This window comes from Desulfocurvus vexinensis DSM 17965 (genome assembly GCF_000519125.1).
Classification (GTDB): Bacteria; Desulfobacterota; Desulfovibrionia; order Desulfovibrionales; family Desulfovibrionaceae; genus Desulfocurvus; species Desulfocurvus vexinensis.
Genome location: NZ_KI912582.1, coordinates 1 through 15,641, shown reverse-complemented (window position 1 = coordinate 15,641; position 15,641 = coordinate 1). Strand labels below are relative to the sequence as shown.

14 protein-coding genes are annotated in these 15,641 nt (G+C 69.9%); 11 read left to right on the top strand and 3 right to left on the bottom strand.

Annotated features, from left to right (window positions below; genetic code table 11):
• Positions 1-16: 16 nt before the first annotated feature.
• The 3 genes from G495_RS0114675 to G495_RS0114665 all read right to left on the bottom strand — a co-directional run bounded on the left by G495_RS0114675 (position 17) and on the right by G495_RS0114665 (position 4,472).
• A complete protein-coding gene (locus G495_RS0114675; protein ID WP_028588386.1) occupies positions 17-1,321 on the bottom strand; it encodes an OmpP1/FadL family transporter in 1,305 nt (434 codons plus the stop codon).
• Between the two features lie 614 nt (positions 1,322-1,935).
• A complete protein-coding gene (gene pyk / locus G495_RS0114670) occupies positions 1,936-3,363 on the bottom strand; it encodes a pyruvate kinase (protein ID WP_028588385.1) in 1,428 nt (475 codons plus the stop codon).
• Positions 3,364-3,509: 146 nt separating this feature from the next.
• A complete protein-coding gene (locus G495_RS0114665; RefSeq protein WP_028588384.1) occupies positions 3,510-4,472 on the bottom strand; it encodes a UDP-glucuronic acid decarboxylase family protein in 963 nt (320 codons plus the stop codon).
• A 468-nt stretch (positions 4,473-4,940) separates the two neighbouring features.
• Between G495_RS0114665 and G495_RS19520 the strand changes: the two genes are divergently transcribed.
• The 11 genes from G495_RS19520 (at position 4,941) to G495_RS0114610 (ending at position 15,313) form a co-directional block, all read left to right on the top strand.
• A complete protein-coding gene (locus G495_RS19520) occupies positions 4,941-5,579 on the top strand; it encodes a TetR/AcrR family transcriptional regulator (protein ID WP_084458344.1) in 639 nt (212 codons plus the stop codon).
• On the top strand, positions 5,576-6,583 hold the full coding sequence (locus G495_RS0114655; RefSeq protein WP_028588383.1) for a TRAP transporter substrate-binding protein: 1,008 nt from the start codon (positions 5,576-5,578) through the stop codon (positions 6,581-6,583). The genes G495_RS19520 and G495_RS0114655 overlap by 4 nt, the downstream gene beginning before the upstream one ends.
• A gap of 82 nt (positions 6,584-6,665) precedes the next feature.
• Entirely contained in the window at positions 6,666-7,154 is a 489-nt protein-coding gene (locus G495_RS0114650; protein WP_028588382.1) for a TRAP transporter small permease, read from the top strand.
• A complete protein-coding gene (locus G495_RS0114645; protein ID WP_028588381.1) occupies positions 7,154-8,467 on the top strand; it encodes a TRAP transporter large permease in 1,314 nt (437 codons plus the stop codon). The genes G495_RS0114650 and G495_RS0114645 overlap by 1 nt, the downstream gene beginning before the upstream one ends.
• Before the next feature lie 177 nt (positions 8,468-8,644).
• On the top strand, positions 8,645-10,309 hold the full coding sequence (gene pgi / locus G495_RS0114640) for a glucose-6-phosphate isomerase (RefSeq protein WP_028588380.1): 1,665 nt from the start codon (positions 8,645-8,647) through the stop codon (positions 10,307-10,309).
• Positions 10,310-10,523: 214 nt separating this feature from the next.
• Positions 10,524-10,712 (top strand): hypothetical protein, encoded by a 189-nt coding sequence (locus tag G495_RS21880; protein WP_028588379.1) that lies wholly within the window; start codon positions 10,524-10,526, stop codon positions 10,710-10,712.
• A gap of 103 nt (positions 10,713-10,815) precedes the next feature.
• Positions 10,816-11,955, top strand: coding sequence for an ABC transporter substrate-binding protein (locus tag G495_RS0114630; protein WP_028588378.1), 1,140 nt, complete (start codon positions 10,816-10,818; stop codon positions 11,953-11,955).
• Positions 11,956-11,959: 4 nt separating this feature from the next.
• The gene (locus tag G495_RS0114625; protein ID WP_028588377.1) at positions 11,960-12,841 is read left to right on the top strand and encodes a branched-chain amino acid ABC transporter permease; all 882 of its coding nucleotides are present in this window, start codon (positions 11,960-11,962) and stop codon (positions 12,839-12,841) included.
• 3 nt (positions 12,842-12,844) lie between these two features.
• Complete coding sequence (locus G495_RS0114620) at positions 12,845-13,807, top strand: branched-chain amino acid ABC transporter permease (RefSeq protein ID WP_028588376.1); 963 nt, start codon at positions 12,845-12,847, stop codon at positions 13,805-13,807.
• Positions 13,797-14,573: an ABC transporter ATP-binding protein gene (locus G495_RS0114615; protein WP_028588375.1), complete on the top strand. Its 777-nt coding sequence runs from the start codon at positions 13,797-13,799 to the stop codon at positions 14,571-14,573. Before G495_RS0114620 ends, G495_RS0114615 begins: the two co-directional genes overlap by 11 nt.
• A gap of 8 nt (positions 14,574-14,581) precedes the next feature.
• Positions 14,582-15,313 carry an ABC transporter ATP-binding protein gene (locus tag G495_RS0114610; RefSeq protein WP_028588374.1) on the top strand — a complete coding sequence of 244 codons (732 nt, stop codon included), beginning with the start codon at positions 14,582-14,584 and terminating at the stop codon, positions 15,311-15,313.
• Positions 15,314-15,641: the final 328 nt, after the last annotated feature.

Here is a 15,641-nt window from a genome sequence, read left to right as displayed (position 1 = left end):
CGCGCCGTGCCCGGCGCTAGAACTTGTAGCCCACGGTGACACCGACGATGTGCGTCTCCAGGTCCACGGCCTTGGAGTCGAAGACGCCCTCGTTCTGCCGCGCGGCGTAGTCGCGGTTCTTGCTTTCCAGGTAGGTGTAGGCGAGGTCCAGGGTCCACTGGTCCCAGTGGAAGCCCAGGCCGCCGGAATAGAGCATGCGGTCGTTGGTGGGGATCATGTAGTCCGCGTGGTCGGGGGCGATGGCCTCCTGGTCGTAGACGAAGCCCGCGCGCAGGTCGAGCCAGTCGTACAGGGCGTATTCGGCGCCGATCTGGTAGCGGAAGGTGTCGCGCCAGTCCTTGACGGAGGTGCTCTGGTTCGAGGAGGCCACGCCGGGCACAAGCCGGTTCTTGTACTTGATGCGCAGCTCCTGGTAGGTGCTCCAGCGGGTCCAGACCACGTCGCCCTCCAGGGTCAGCTTGTCCATGGGCTTGACGGCCACGCCGAAGCTGACGCTGTCGGGCAGGATGAGGTCGCCCTCGGCCTCGGAGTCGGTGCCGAAGGCGCCGGCCACGGGCGGAGCCAGGGTGCCCTGGCGGGTGAAGGTGGCGTCACCCTCGACGGTGTGCTTGATCTGGCTGCGGTAGGTCAGGGCCAGGCTCAGCCAGTCCAGGGGCTTGTGGTAGGCCGACAGGGTCAGGCCCAGGCCGATGCTGTCGCCCAGCAGCTTGGCGTCGGTGTCGGTGTTGGTGGTGTTGGGGTTGTTCTTGACGCCCCAGGGGCCGCCGACGCCCAGGCCGTGGTCCACGGTCTTGCGTTGCAGGAACTCCAGCCACATGACCTCGCCACCCACGGCGAAGGACCATTTGTCGTTCAGTTTGTAGGCGAGGTTGGGGTTGACGGACAGGGACTGGATGGAGGCCTCGGTGACGTTGTAGCGTCCGGTCCACTGCTCGTCGTACTCGGTGCCCAGGCCGAAGCGGCTGAAGGCGCCCAGGCCGAGCCACCATTTGTCGTTGAGCTGGGCGCTGAAGTAGGTATGCGGCGGCAGCCAGACGTTGGACTTGCCCGAGGCGTCGTTGTAGGCGCCGTCGAAATTGATCTTGGCCATCGGGTTGATGCCGGTGACGCCGGCCACCAGGGACATGCCCTCCACGTCGGTCATGCCCGCCGGGTTGGCGGCGATGGTCGAGGCGTCCCGGGGCGAAGCCATGACCGCCCCGCCCATGGCGATGCCTCGCGCGTCCCATTCATACAAGGCGAAGCCCGAGGCCAGGGCGCCACCCGCCGTCATCAGCACGGCCAGACAGGCCAGGCCAGCCACCCGCAGCACGTTACGCATACAAACACCCCACTTGCTCGATGTGAAATACGATTGCGACAGCAACTGTCGCGGCCACAAAAATAGTTGCCTAAGCAACTTTTGCACCTGCATTTTTCGCGCCGGCAAACCCCGCCGGGGCTCTTGAGGCCATAGCGGAACCGTCCGCAAAAGGCCAGCCCCAACGGCCCTGTTTTGCACCTTTTTTTACAGCGCGGCGACGGCCGGGTGACGCCCCGGCGCCCGCGCCGCGCGCCAGGATTGCACCCGCAGCGATTCACGCCCGGCCCGGGCCGAAAAACGCGCCCCGGCCCGCCCCACATCCCCGCCCCAGGCGCTGCGGCGCTTCGCCGCAGCGCCTGGGGCGGGCGAGCGGGATCCAAGGGGCCTTGCCCCTTGGCGGGTCCAGGGCAGCGCCCTGGCGGGGTTCGGGGCAGCGCCCTGGCGGGGTTCGGGGCAGCGCCCCGACGGGGTCCGGGGCGGCGCCCCGGCAGCCCCCCGGCAGCCCCCGAACGACGCCCCCGGCAGCCGCGCGGGCAGCAATGCGGCAGCCAGGCCCGGGCGCGCGAACGGCACGGCCCGGCCCGGGGGTGTTCCGGGCCGGGCCGATGCTGCATGGGCCGAGGGAGTGGCGCCTATTTGCGGAAGAGGCGGATGGTGTTGGTCTGGGTGCTGGTCTGTCCCGGGGGTTCGGGGCGGCCCGAGGTGATGACCACGCTGTCGCCGGGGGCGAAGTCGGGGCAGGCCTTGACGAATTCCATGGCCCGGCGGGTGTGGTCCTCGATGTCCGTGGTGACCAGCCGGGGGTTGACGCTCCAGAAGAAATTGAGCCAGCGGATGACGCGCGGGTCGGTGGTCAGGCCGTAGATGGCCTGGGCGGGCCTGCGGCTGGAGAGCTGGCGGGCGGTGGTGCCGCTGGAGGAGTGGGCGACCAGGGCGCGGCTGCCGTCGTGCTCGGCGATGAGGCAGGCGGAGTAGGCCATGTACTTGACGATATCCTGCTTCTTGCTGGGGCGGTAGGGTTCGCCCAGGCGTTCCAGGTAGTAGGCTTCGGAGCTGGCGGCGATGCCTTCGATGAAGCGGCAGGTCTCCACGGGGTAGGAGCCGATGGCGGTTTCCTCGGAGAGCATGACGCAGTCGGAGCCGTCGAGGACGGCGTTGGCGACGTCGGCGGCCTCGGCGCGGGTGGGCACGGGGTTCTTGACCATGGAGAGCATCATCTGGGTGGCGACGATGACGGCCTTCTGGGCGTGGCGGCAGGCGCGGATGATACGTTTCTGGATGACGGGCAGGGTCATGAGCGAGCATTCGACGCCCAAGTCGCCGCGCGCGACCATGACCACGTCGGCGGCCTCGACGATGGACTCGATGTTGTCCAGGGCGCGCTTGCGTTCGAGCTTGGCGACCACGGGCACCCAGTGGCCCTGGGCGCGGATGAGTTCCTTGGCCTCTTCGACGTCCTCGCGGGTCTGCACGAAGGAGAGGGCCACGGCGTCCACGCCGATGGCCAGGGCCTCGCGCAGGTCCTTGCGGTCCTTGTCGGTGAGGGCGGGCATGGGGTGAATCTTGTCGGGGAAGGCGATGCCCTTGTTGGAGGTCAGGATGCCGCCGTTTTGGGCCTGCATCTCGCAGAGCCGGTCGGCCTTGAGCACGCGGGTCACGCGGAACTGGAGCATGCCGTCGGAGAGGTAGACGGGGTCGTCCACGGCGATGTCGTGCATCAGGGCGGGCACGTCGAGGCTGATGAAGACCTTGTCGGTTTCTGCGCCCTGGCGCTCGTCGGGCAGGCCGAGGCAGACGACTTGGCCTTTTTCCACGGTGAGCGGCGAGCCGTCCACCTGGCCGATGCGCGTCTTGGGGCCGCACAGGTCGGCCATGACGGTGAGGGGTATGTTCTCCTCGGCCTCCAGCTCGCGGATGGCGGCGACCACGGGCCGGAAGTATTCGGCGTCGGCGTGGGAGAAGTTGAGGCGCAGGATGCGGACCCCATGGCCGACCATGCCGCGCATGATCTCCTTGTCCATGGAGGCCGGACCGAGTGTGGCGATGATCTTGGTGCGCATGGCGCCCTCCGGGTGTCTGGGTTCTGCTGCTTCAGCTGTGGTTGTAGCACACCCGGGGCAGGTGTCCAGGCATAGGCGCGGGCCGCGCCCCGGGTGGGACGCGGCCCGTGAAAGACGCCGGAGCGCGCGGGGCGCGGGGGCTGCGGCTACAGGCTGTCCATGTCGCGCAGCAGGGTGTCGAAGTAGTCCACGGTCCTGGCCAGGCCTTCGCGCAGGGGCACCTTGGGCTCCCAGCCTGCGGCGCTGCGGGCCAGGGTGATGTCGGGCTTGCGCTGGCGGGGGTCGTCGCCGGGCAGGGGGCGGAACTCGATGTCCGAGCCGCCGCCGACCATTTCGCGCACCAGTTCGGCCAGCTCGAGGATGGTGAACTCGCCGGGGTTGCCCAGGTTCATGGGCCCGGTGAAGTCGTCGGGGGTGTTGTTCATGAGCCGGACGAAGCCTTCGATCATGTCGTCCACGTAGCAGAAGGAGCGCGTCTGGGAGCCGTCGCCGTAGATGGTCAGCGGGCGGCCGCGCAGGGCCTGGACCACGAAGTTGGAGACCACGCGCCCGTCGTTGGGGTGCATGCGCGGGCCGTAGGTGTTGAAGATGCGCGCGACCTTGATGCGCAGCCTGTGCTGGCGGTGGTAGTCGAAAAACAGGGTCTCGGCGCAGCGTTTGCCCTCGTCGTAGCAGGAGCGTTCGCCGATGGGGTTGACGCGGCCCCAGTAGCCTTCGGGCTGGGGGTGGACTTCGGGGTCGCCGTAGACCTCGCTGGTGGAGGCCTGGAAGATCTTGGCCCGCAGGCGCTTGGCCAGGCCGAGCATGTTGATGGCGCCGTGGATGGAGGTCTTGGTGGTCTGCACGGGGTCGTGCTGGTAGTGGATGGGCGAGGCCGGGCAGGCCAGGTTGTAGATCTCGTCCACCTCGATATAGAGCGGGAAGGTCACGTCGTGGCGCTTGAGCTCGAAGTAGGGGTTGTCCAGCAGGTGCTTGATGTTGCGCTTGGAGCCGGTGAAGAAGTTGTCCACGCAGAGCACGTCGCAGCCGTCGGCGAGCAGGCGCTCGCACAGGAACGACCCCAGGAACCCGGACCCGCCGGTGACCAGAACGCGTTTTTTGATGTGCATGCCGTCCTCGCTGCTTGCTGGCTGGATGCTGGCGCGCCGGAAAGCCGACGCGCCCCCTGCGGGGATGCAAGCCCCGCGCCAGGGGCGCCCGGGCGCGGAGGCGCGGGGGCGCGGGAGTACGGGGGCACGGGCCTGGCGGAGGCACCGCCGCCAGCCGCCTCCGCAGTCTGCGTTCTCCCCCGCCCGGGCGTCAAGGCCCGCGCGGGGCGCGAACAGGCAGCGGCCTGTGCCGGGGCCGCCCCCCCCCGGCGCTGGCTGCGGCACTGGCGCCGCCCGCCGCCGCGCGGGCTCGCGCGCCTTCCCGGCGCCGGGCTCCGCCCTCTTGCCGCGCCGCATTCCCACGCCTGGTTTCCCGCTCCCGGCCCTCCGCTTTCCCTTGACACCGCCCGTCCCGCGCGATAATCGATAATCCCGTTGTGACCATCGGTCACTTTTTGACCGCAGGTCGCACGACAGGGCAGGCAGGACATGGCCAGGAAACAGCAGGAAAAATCGCTCCAGACGCGCCAGGAGCTCATGGCCTCGGCCACCCAGCTCATCGGCGCGCAGGGGTACGACGCCACCTCCGTGGCCGACATCACCCGCCACGCGGGCTACGCCAAAGGCAGCTTCTACCGCCACTGGCAGAGCAAGGACGAGATGTTCCTGGACGTGGTGCAGGCCCGGCTGGCGGCCTACCGCGCCGAGCGCGACGCGCGCATCGGCCAGGCCCGCAGCCTGGACCAGGCCATGCACGTGATCTGGGACTTCCTGGAGTCGATCATCGACGACCGCGACTGGTCGCGCATCTTCCTGGAATTCACCATGCACGTCTCGCGCGACAAGGCCCTGTGCGCTCAGCTCAACAACGGGGCCTACCGGCTGTCCAACAGCCTTTTCGCCGAGCTGGTGCGCGGCCATGTGGCCACGGACTTCCCGCCCGAGAAGCTCGGCGCGCTGAACACCGCGCTGTTCGAGGGCCTGCTGATCCACCGCGCCCTGGGCACCGGCACCCTGGACACGCGCGACGTGCGCGAGGCCGCGCTGGTGCTCATCCGCCACTACGCAACCCCCAGGCCCCCGGCCCCCGGCCCCGGGCCCGACACCAACCCCGGAGAAACCCCATGACCAAAGCCCTGGCCGCCCTGCTGACGCTGGCCCTGGCCCTGGCGGCCCTGCCCGCCGCCGCAGGCACAGTGACCCTGACCTACTCCAACTTCTTCCCGCCCACCCACGTCCAGTCGCAGCTGGCCGAGCAGTGGTGCGCCGAGGTGGAGAAGCGCACCGGCGGCGCCGTGCGCGTGGACTACTTTCCCGGCGGCACCCTGACCAAGGCCCCGGAAATCTACGACGGCGTGGTGGAAGGGCTCTCCGACGTGGGCATGAGCGCCCCGGGCTACACGCGCGGGCGCTTCCCGGTCATCTCCGCCGTGGACCTGCCCCTGGGCTACGCCAGCGGCCCGGCGGCCACCGCCGTGGCCAACGCCGTGTTCGAGAAGTTCCGCCCCGCCGAGTTCGACGATGTGGAGGTCATGTACTTCCACGCCCACGGCCCGGGCCTGCTGCACACCGCCAAGAAGCCCGTGCGCACCCTGGAGGACATGAAGGGCCTGAAGCTGCGCGCCACGGGCAACTCGGCCAAGGTCGTGCAGGCCCTGGGCGCCACGCCGGTGGCCATGTCCATGCCCGACTCCTACCAGGCCATCCAGAAGGGTGTGGTCAACGGCGGGCTGCACCCGGTGGAGACCAACAAGGGCTGGAAAATGGGCGAGGTGGTCAACTTCATGACCGAATCCCACGCCGTGGCCTACACCACCGCCTTCTATGTTGTTATGAACAAGGCCCGCTGGGCGGCCATCCCCCCCGAGGCCCAGGCCGCCATCCGCGAGCTCAACGCCGAGTGGGCCGTGCGCCACGGCCAGGCCTGGGACGAGAGCGACGCCGAGGGCATGGAGTTCTTCCTGTCCAAGGGCGGGCAGGTGGTGCCCCTGGCCGCCGACGAGGCCGCGCGCTGGAGCGCCATCTGCGCGCCCATCCTGGACGAGTACGTCCAGGAAGTCAGCGCCAAGGGCCTGGACGGCAAGGCGATCCTGGAGTACACCCAGGCCGCTCTCAAGGCCCAGGGCAACTAGCCCGGGCGCAACCGACCGCAAGCGGAGGCGGACCAGCCCGGCCCGCCTCCGCTCCCCTTTTGCCCGAGCGGAACGCACAACCATGCACGCACTCTCCCGCCTTCTGGACCGCCTCGAAGCCGTCATGCGCGCCCTGGCCTGCGCCTGCCTCATGGGCATGGCGCTGCTCACCGGCGCCGACGTGGCCGGGCGCGGGCTGTTCAACACGCCCCTGTTCGGCTCCGAGGAGCTGACCACCATCCTGGCCACCCTGGCCGTGGCCCTGTGCCTGCCCTATGCCCACGCCCAGGGCGTGCACATCGGGGTGGAAATCCTGGTGCGCCGCCTGCCGCGCCGCGCCCGGGCCACCGTGGCCCTGCTGACCAACGCCACGGCCATGGCCCTGTTCGGCGTGGTGGCCTGGCGCATGGTGGACTACGCCCTGACCATGCGCGCCTCGGGGCTGATATCCATGAACCTGGGCCTGCCGACGCACCTGGTGGTCCTGGCCCTGGCCTTCGGGTTCGCCGTGTTCACCCTGTTCCTGGCGCGCGATGTGCTGCGCCACCTGACCACCAAGGACGGCAGATGATGGACCCGACCCTGGCCGGAATCCTGGGCATCGCGGTGATGATCGCGCTGTTCATGACCCGCATGCCCGTGGCCTATGTGATGACCCTCACGGGCTTCATCGGCTTTTCGCTGCTCACCTCGTGGAAGGGCGGGCTGAACCTGCTCTCGCGCAGCTTCTTCGAGGCGTTTTCCTCCTACAGTCTGTCCACCATCCCGCTGTTCATCCTCATGGGCCAGCTGGCCTTCAACAGCGGCATTTCGCGGCGGCTGTACGACACGGCCTACCATTTCCTGGGGCACGTGCGCGGCGGGCTGGCCATGGCCACCGTGGCGGCCTGCTCGGCCTTCGGGGCGGTATGCGGCTCCTCGCCCGCCACGGCGGCGACCATGGCCACCGTGGCCATCCCCGAGATGAAGCGCTACGGCTACGCCAACTCCCTGGCGGCGGGCAGCGTGGCCTCGGGCGGCGGCCTGGGCATGATCATGCCGCCCAGCGTGGTGCTCATCGTCTACGGCGTGCTCACCGAGCAGTCCATCGGCGCGCTGTTCGTCTCGGGCATCCTGCCCGCGCTGCTGCTCACGGCGCTGTTCATCGTCGCCGTGGCCATCCAGTGCGCCCTGCGCCCGAGCCTGGGCCCGGCGGGCGAGGGCTTCAGCCGCGCCGAAAAGCTGCGCTCCCTGGGCGGGCTGGTGGATACGCTGCTGGTGTTCGCCCTGGTCATCGGCGGCATGTTCTTCGGCTGGTTCACGCCCACCGAGGCCGCATCCATCGGCGTGCTGGGCGTGCTGGTGCTGGCCGTGGCCCGGCGCAGGCTGCCCTGGCGGGCCTTCGTTGCCTCCCTGGAGGAGACCCTGCGCACCTCGTGCATGGTGCTGTTCCTGGTGGCCGGGGCCACGGTCTTCGGCAAGTTCCTGGCCGTGACGCGCATCCCCTTCAACGTGGCCGAATGGGTGGCGGGCTTCGACCTGCCCGCCTTCGGCGTCATGGCCGTGATCATCGCCATCTACTTCGTGGGCGGCTGCTTCATGGACGCCCTGGCGCTGATCATGCTGACCATCCCCATCTTCTTCCCCGTGGTGCAGCACCTGGGCTACGACCCCATCTGGTTCGGCGTGATCATCGTGCTGGTGACGCAGATGGGCGTCATCACCCCGCCGGTGGGCATCAACGTCTATGTGGTCTTCGGCATGTCCCAGAAGCTCGTTCCGGGCATGACCCTGGAGGCCATCTTCAAGGGCACCATCCCCTTCCTGCTGGCCATCGTGGCAGGCATCGTGCTCATGTTCCTGTTCCCGCAGATCGTGCTGTTCCTGCCGGGGCTGATGTACTGACGCATGCGGCCGGACGCGGGGGGCTGCCCCTGCGCCCGGCCGCGCCGCGCCGGCCCGCCGCCTCCCCGCCTGCCCGCCCCCGGTTCCCCGCCGCCCCGGCGCGTTGACTTGCCCGCGCTTTTCCCCCATGCTGACCGAGCATCGCAAACCCCAGCCGCGCCGCGCGAGGGAACCCGCATGACCAGCATCGCCCTGTCTCCGGCCTGGAAGGCGCTCGAAGAGCACTACCGCGAAATGTCCTCGCTGCACATGCGCGAGCTGTTCGCCAAGGACCCGGAGCGCTTCGCGCGCTTCTCCCTGCGCCTGGGCCCCGTGCTGCTCGACTATTCCAAGAACCGCATCACCGAGCGGACCATGGCCCTGCTCATGGACCTGGCCCGCCAGGCCCAGGTGCCCGAGCGACGCGAGGCCATGTTCGCCGGGCAGCCCATCAACGTCACCGAGGGCCGCGCCGTGCTGCACACCGCCCTGCGCAACCGCTCCGCCCGCCCCGTGCTCGTGGACGGGCAGGACGTGATGCCCGGGGTGCGCGCCGTGCTGGGGCGCATGGGCGCCTTCGCCAAGGCCGTGCGCGGCGGCGCCTGGCTGGGCCACACCGGGCGGCGCATCACCGACGTGGTCAACATCGGCATCGGCGGGTCGGACCTGGGGCCGACCATGGTCTGCCGCGCCCTGGCCCACTACGCCGACGGCCCCGCGCCGCATTTCGTCTCCAACGTGGACGGCACCCACATCCACGAGACCCTGCGCCGCCTGAACCCCGAAACCACCCTGTTCATCGTCGCCTCCAAGACCTTCACCACCCAGGAGACGATGATGAACGCCGCCACGGCCAAGCGCTGGTTCCTGGAGTCCGGCGCGGCGAAAAAGGACGTGGCCCGGCACTTCGTGGCCCTGTCCACCAACGCCCGGGCCGTGGCGGAGTTCGGCATCGACCCGGCCAACATGTTCGAGTTCTGGGACTGGGTGGGCGGGCGCTACTCCCTGTGGTCGGCCATCGGGCTGTCCATCGCCCTCACCGTGGGCATGGCCCGCTTCGAGGAACTGCTGGAAGGCGCCTTCCTGGCCGACGAGCACTTCCGCAGCGCGCCGCTGGAGCAGAACATCCCCGTGGTCCTGGCCATGCTCGGGGTGTGGTACAACAACTTCTTCGGCTGCGGCACCCACGCCATCCTGCCCTACGACCAGTACCTGGACCGCTTCCCGGCCTACTTCCAGCAGGGCGACATGGAGTCCAACGGCAAGAGCGCGACCCTGGACGGCACCCTGGTGGACTACGGCACGGGCCCCGTGGTCTGGGGCGAGCCCGGCACCAACGGCCAGCACGCCTTCTACCAGCTGCTGCACCAGGGCACCAAGCTCGTGCCCTGCGACTTTTTGTGCGCGGCCAACCCGCTGAACCCGGTGGGCGACCACCACCGGGTGCTGGTCTCCAACTTCCTGGCCCAGACCGAGGCCCTCATGCGCGGGCGCAACCTGGAGGAAACCGAGGCCGCCCTGCGCGCCGAGGGCCACGCCGACGCCGAGATCGCCCGCCTGCTGCCGCACAAGGCCTTCGCGGGCAACCGCCCGTCCAACAGCCTGCTCTACGAGCGCCTGACCCCCGCCACCCTGGGCACGCTCATCGCGCTCTACGAGCACAAGATCTTCGTGCAGGGCGTGGTCTGGAACATCAACTCCTTCGACCAGTGGGGCGTGGAGCTGGGCAAGCAGCTGGCCAAGGCCATCCTGCCCGAACTCTCCGCCAAGCCCGACCCCGCCGCCCACGACGCCTCCACCAACGGCCTCATCGCGGCGTACCGCGCCATGTGCGCCCCGGGCGGGCCGGGCAAGGGGCAGTAGGGGCCGGCACGCCCCGCCCCCGGGGACCGCAGCAGGGCACCGCGCCACCCGCCACCCGCCCCCGGGGGCGCCGCGCCAATAATCTATTGGCCTTGACAACGGCCCCGGTTTCGACAACAAACGAGGAACCCGGCGGCACGCAAGCCGCCGCGGGAAACGCTCCGGCCCGGCCGGGCGGCCCGCAACCACGACCCGCTCTCCCAGGAGGACGCGCATGACCCGCACCGCAGCAAACGCCCTGGCCCTGGCCAGGCCCCGCGCGGTCCGGCGTGCCCCCGTCCCCTGCGGCGCCCGCCCGGGCGCCGCCGCCACCGCCTTCCCCGCCGCCACCGCCCGCCCCATGGTCCAGCGACTATTCCGGGGCGTGACGGGCACGGGCGGCATCTTCCAGTTTAGCCGCTAGGCCCCCGGCTTTTTGGCAAGGACGCGCGCGCCCCAAGGCCCGCCGTCCCGGTTCCCTTTCCGTCCATCCTCTGAATCCGCAAGGGAGAACCCGCATGAAGACCATGCGCCTTTTCGCCGTACTGGCGGCCCTGTGCCTGCTGCTGTCCACCCTGGCCCCGGCCCGCGCCGCAGAGCCCATCAAGCTCGGCGCCGTGCTCTCCGTCACCGGCCCGGCCTCCTTCCTGGGCGAGCCCGAAAAGAACACCCTGCTGCTCCTGCAAGACCAGATCAACGCCGCCGGGGGCATCCTCGGCAGGCCGCTGGAGCTGGTCATCTACGACGACGAGACCGACGTGAACAAGTGCGTGCTCGCCGTGGACAAGCTGCTGAAAAAAGACCGCGTCGTCGCCGTCATCGGCCCCACGGTCTCGGGCAACACCCTGGCCGTGATGAACAAATTCCCCGCCGCCAAGGTGCCCCTGGTCTCCTGCGCCGCCGCCGAGAAGATCGTGCAGCCCGTGAACCCCTGGGTCTTCAAGACCCCGCAGTCCGACCGCCAGGCCGTGGCCCGCATCCTGGAGCACCTGCGCCAGGCCGGGCTCTCCAAGGTCGCCATCCTCACCGTGTCCGACGGCTTCGGCCAGGCCGGGCGCGCCGTGCTGGCCGAGATGCTGCCCGCCGAGGGCTTCACCCTGGTGGCCGACGAGATCTACGGCCCCAAGGACACGGACATGACCCCGCAGCTGACCAAGATCAAGGGCCTGGCCCCCGACGCCATCGTCTGCTGGGGCACCAACCCCGGGCCCGCCGTCATCGCCCGCAACCGCGTGCAGCTCGGCATGGACACCCCGCTGTACATGAGCCACGGCGTGGCCTCGGGCAAGTTCATCGAGCTGGCTGGCGAGGCCGCCGAAGGCCTGCTGCTGCCCGCCGGGCGCATGATCGCCGTGGACCAGATCGAGGACGGCAACGCCCAGAAGGACGTGCTCACCGCCTATGTGGCCGACTACACGGCCCGCTTCTCCGTCGCGCCCTCGACCTTCGGCGGCTACGCCTACGACGCCCTGGCGCTGATCAAGGCCGCCATCGAGACCTCGGGCTCCGCCGAGCCCCAGGCCATCCGCGACGCCCTGGAGGCCACCACCGGCTTCGTGGGCGCCACCGGCGTGTTCAACTTCAGCCCCGAGGACCACAACGGCCTGGACCCCACCTCCTTCGTCATGGTCGCCATCGAGAACGGCGGCTGGAAGGTGCTGCGGTAGCCCCATGGACACGGCGAGCCTGCTGCAATACCTCATCTCCGGGCTGACCGTGGGCAGCACCTACGGCCTGACGGCGCTGGGGTTCACCATCATCTTCAACACCACCGGCATCATCAACTTCGCCCAGGGCGAGTTCGTGATGCTGGGCGGCATGCTCGCCGTGGCCCTGGGCCAGGTGCTCGGGCTGCCCCTGGTGCCCGCCGTGCTCGGGGCCGTGGTGCTGACGACCCTGGCGGGGGGGCTGGTCGAACGCCTGGCCATCCGCCCCGCCAAGGGCGCCAGCACCATCCAGCTCGTCATCGTGACCATCGGCGTGTCCATCCTCATCCGCGGGCTGGTCATGCTGCTGTGGGACAAGGACACCCACGCCCTGCCCCACTTCTCGGGCATGCAGCCCATCCTCTTCGCCGGGGCGGCCATGCTGCCCCAGAGCCTGTGGGTGCTGGCCGTGACCCTGGCCATGCTGGCGGCGCTGCGCGCCTTCTTCACCGCCACCATCCACGGCAAGGCCATGCTGGCCTGCTCCTACGACCCCGGGGCCGCCGCCCTGGTGGGCGTCAACGTGCGGCGCATGGTCCTGGCCTCGTTCATGCTCGCGGCCCTGGTGGGCGCCGTGGGCGGGGCCATCCTCGCCCCGCTGACCATGACCAGCTACGACGTGGGCATCCTGCTCGGGCTCAAGGGCTTCGCGGCCTGCATCCTGGGCGGGCTGGGCAACCCCTTCGGCGCCGCCGCCGGGGGGCTCATCCTCGGCGTGCTCGAAGCCTTCGGCGCGGGGCTCGTGTCCTCGGCCTACAAGGACGCCATCACCTTCGTCATCCTGCTGGTGCTGCTGTTCGCACGGCCCACAGGGCTTTTCGGCGCCCAGAGCGCCCACAGGGTCTGAACCATGGGCCATGGCGCCAGGAACCTTGCCGCGCTGGCGGCCTTCGCCGCCGGTGTCGCGGCCATGCCGCTGCTGCTGACCAACGACTACTACCTGTCCACCCTGATCCTGGCCTTCCTGAACGCCATGGTCGTCATCGGCCTGAACCTGCTGCTGGGCTACGCAGGGCAGATCAGCCTGGGCCACGGCGCCTTCTACGGCCTGGCCGCCTACACCACCGCCGTGCTCACCGCCACCTGCGGCTGGCCCGTGGGCGCGGGCTGCGCCGCCGGCGTGGCGCTGACCGCCGCCGTGGCCTACGCCATCTCCATCCCGACCCTCAAGCTCTCGGGGCACTCCCTGGCCATGGCCACCCTGGGCTTCGGGCTCATCGTCTACATCGTCTTCAACGAGGCCATCGAACTCACCGGCGGGCCCAGCGGCTTCGTGGGCATCCCGCGCCTGACGCTCTTCGGCCACGCCTTCGAGTCCGACCTCGAATACTACTACCTCACCGGCGCGGTGCTGACCCTGCTGGCCTGGGCCGCCCTGAACCTCATCGACTCGCGCGTGGGCCGCGCCATGCGCGCCATCCACACCAGCGAGCGCGCCGCCGAGGTCTCCGGCATCGACATCACCGGCGCCAAGCGCTTCATCTTCGTGCTCTCCGCAGCCTACGCGGGGGTGGCCGGGGTGCTCTACGCCCACTACCTCGGCTTCGTGGCCCCGTCGTCCTTCGGCTTCCACTTCTCGGTGACGCTCATCGTCATGGTCGTGCTGGGCGGCATGGCCAGCGTGTGGGGCGCCGTGGCCGGGGCGGTGTTCCTCACCGCGCTGCCCGAGTTCCTGCGCGCCTTCGAAGACGTGGAAACCCTGCTCTACGGCGCCATCCTTGTCCTGTGCGTCATCTTCGTGCCCCAGGGCCTGGCCGGGGCCGCCGCGCGCCTGGCGCGCCTGCTCATCGCCCGGAGGCCCCATGTCCGCTGAGCCGCTGCTGCGCTGCCAGGGCGTCACCGTGCGCTTCGGCGGGGTCACGGCCCTGGCCGAGGTGGACTTCGCCGTGCGCCAGGGCACCATCACCAGCATCATCGGCCCCAACGGCGCGGGCAAGACCACCCTGCTTGGCGCCGTCACCGGCATGGTGCGCATGGCCTCGGGCGCCGTGGCCCTGGCCGGGCGCGACATCACCGCCCAGCCCGCCTTCCGCCGCGCCCGCGCAGGCATCGTGCGCACCTTCCAGAACCTCGAAGTCTTCTCCAACATGACCGTGGCCGAGAACGTCATGACCGGCTGCCACCGCCATGTGCGCTATTCGGCCCTGGACGCCCTGCTGCGCACCCCGCGCTACCGCCGCGAGGAACGCCGCTGCCACGACCATGCCCTGGACCGCCTGGCCTTCGTCGGCCTGGAAAACCTGGCCAGCGCCCAAGCCGCCGAGCTGGCCTTCGGCCAGCAGCGCGCCCTGGAACTGGCCCGCGCCGTGGCCGCCAACCCCACCCTGCTGCTGCTCGACGAGCCCGCCGCCGGGCTGAACATGGCCGAAACCCGCGCCCTGGGCGCCCTCATCCGCCGCATCCGCGACGACCTCGGCGTCACCGTCGTCCTGGTCGAGCACGACATGGACCTGGTCATGACCATCTCCGACGAGATCATGGTCCTCAACCACGGCTGCAACCTCGCCCTGGGCACGCCCCAGCAGATCCAGAAGAACCCCGAAGTCGTGCGCGCCTACCTGGGCGACGACGAGCTCTAGAGGCCACCGTGCTGACCCTGCGCAACATCGACATCCACCACGGCAGGATCCACGCCGTCAAACGCGCCTCCCTGCACGTGCGCCCCGGCGAAATCGTCGCCCTCATCGGCGGCAACGGCGCCGGCAAGACCAGCACCCTGACCACCATCTCCGGGCTGCACCGCCCAAGCGGCGGCGAAATCGTCCTGGACGGGCGCGACATCACCCGCGCAGCCCCCGACGCCATCGTCCGCCTGGGCCTGTCCCACGTGCCCGAAGGCCGCAAGGTCTTCAAACCCATGCGCGTGGAAGACAACCTGCAACTGGGCGCCTACCACCGCTGGGGCCGCAGGCAGCGCGCAGCCATCGCCCAGGACCTGGACGCCGTCTACACCATGTTCCCCGTGCTGCACTCCCGGCGCACCCAGGCCGCAGGCACCCTGTCCGGCGGCGAACAGCAGATGCTGGCCATCGGCCGCGCCCTCATGGCCCGGCCCCGGATGCTGCTGCTCGACGAGCCCAGCATGGGCCTGGCGCCCCAGGTCAGCCGCGAAATATTCCGCCATATCCGCGAACTGCGCGACCGCTTCGGGCTGACCGTGCTGGTCGTCGAACAGAACGCGCGCATGGCCCTGCGCGTGGCCGACCGGGGCTACGTGCTCGAAACCGGACGCATCATCCTCCAGGGCCCCAGCGAGGAACTGCTGGAAAACCGCGACGTGCAACGCGCCTACCTGGGCCGCGACCTGGACGCCGAGTAGCTGGGGCGCTGCCCCAGACCCCGCCAGGGGGCGCCGCCCCCTGGACCCCCGCAAGGGGCCAACGGCCCCTTGACCCCGCACGCCGGTCCGGGAATGCTGCGGCGGGGGACCGCCGCAGCATTCCCGGACCGGGGAGGGGCGAGGGGTTGGGAAGGTTGATGCGGACCGGGGAGATTACGCTGTCCCGGGCCGCCCCCCCCGAGAGCGCCTTTTCAGGGAAGGGGGTGGGGGAGAGCGTGGACTGCAAGCGCTCAAGCTGCACCTGCTCCAGCGCCTGGCGCGACATACACTCATATTCGGCGTCGAAGTACATGGTCGCTGCTCCTTC

Excerpts from the sequence above, each read along its gene's own strand:
- pyk (WP_028588385.1), bottom strand. The coding sequence starts at position 3,363 with ATGCGCACCAAGATCATCGCCACACTCGGTCCGGCCTCCATGGACAAG.
- G495_RS0114615 (WP_028588375.1), top strand. The coding sequence starts at position 13,797 with ATGTCCGCTGAGCCGCTGCTGCGCTGCCAGGGCGTCACCGTGCGCTTC.
- G495_RS21880 (WP_028588379.1), top strand. The coding sequence starts at position 10,524 with ATGACCCGCACCGCAGCAAACGCCCTGGCCCTGGCCAGGCCCCGCGCG.
- G495_RS0114650 (WP_028588382.1), top strand. The coding sequence starts at position 6,666 with ATGCACGCACTCTCCCGCCTTCTGGACCGCCTCGAAGCCGTCATGCGC.
- G495_RS0114625 (WP_028588377.1), top strand. The coding sequence starts at position 11,960 with ATGGACACGGCGAGCCTGCTGCAATACCTCATCTCCGGGCTGACCGTG.
- pgi (WP_028588380.1), top strand. The coding sequence starts at position 8,645 with ATGACCAGCATCGCCCTGTCTCCGGCCTGGAAGGCGCTCGAAGAGCAC.
- G495_RS0114655 (WP_028588383.1), top strand. The coding sequence starts at position 5,576 with ATGACCAAAGCCCTGGCCGCCCTGCTGACGCTGGCCCTGGCCCTGGCG.
- G495_RS0114620 (WP_028588376.1), top strand. The coding sequence starts at position 12,845 with ATGGGCCATGGCGCCAGGAACCTTGCCGCGCTGGCGGCCTTCGCCGCC.
- G495_RS19520 (WP_084458344.1), top strand. The coding sequence starts at position 4,941 with ATGGCCAGGAAACAGCAGGAAAAATCGCTCCAGACGCGCCAGGAGCTC.
- G495_RS0114675 (WP_028588386.1), bottom strand. The coding sequence starts at position 1,321 with ATGCGTAACGTGCTGCGGGTGGCTGGCCTGGCCTGTCTGGCCGTGCTG.
- G495_RS0114630 (WP_028588378.1), top strand. The coding sequence starts at position 10,816 with ATGCGCCTTTTCGCCGTACTGGCGGCCCTGTGCCTGCTGCTGTCCACC.
- G495_RS0114665 (WP_028588384.1), bottom strand. The coding sequence starts at position 4,472 with ATGCACATCAAAAAACGCGTTCTGGTCACCGGCGGGTCCGGGTTCCTG.
- G495_RS0114645 (WP_028588381.1), top strand. The coding sequence starts at position 7,154 with ATGGACCCGACCCTGGCCGGAATCCTGGGCATCGCGGTGATGATCGCG.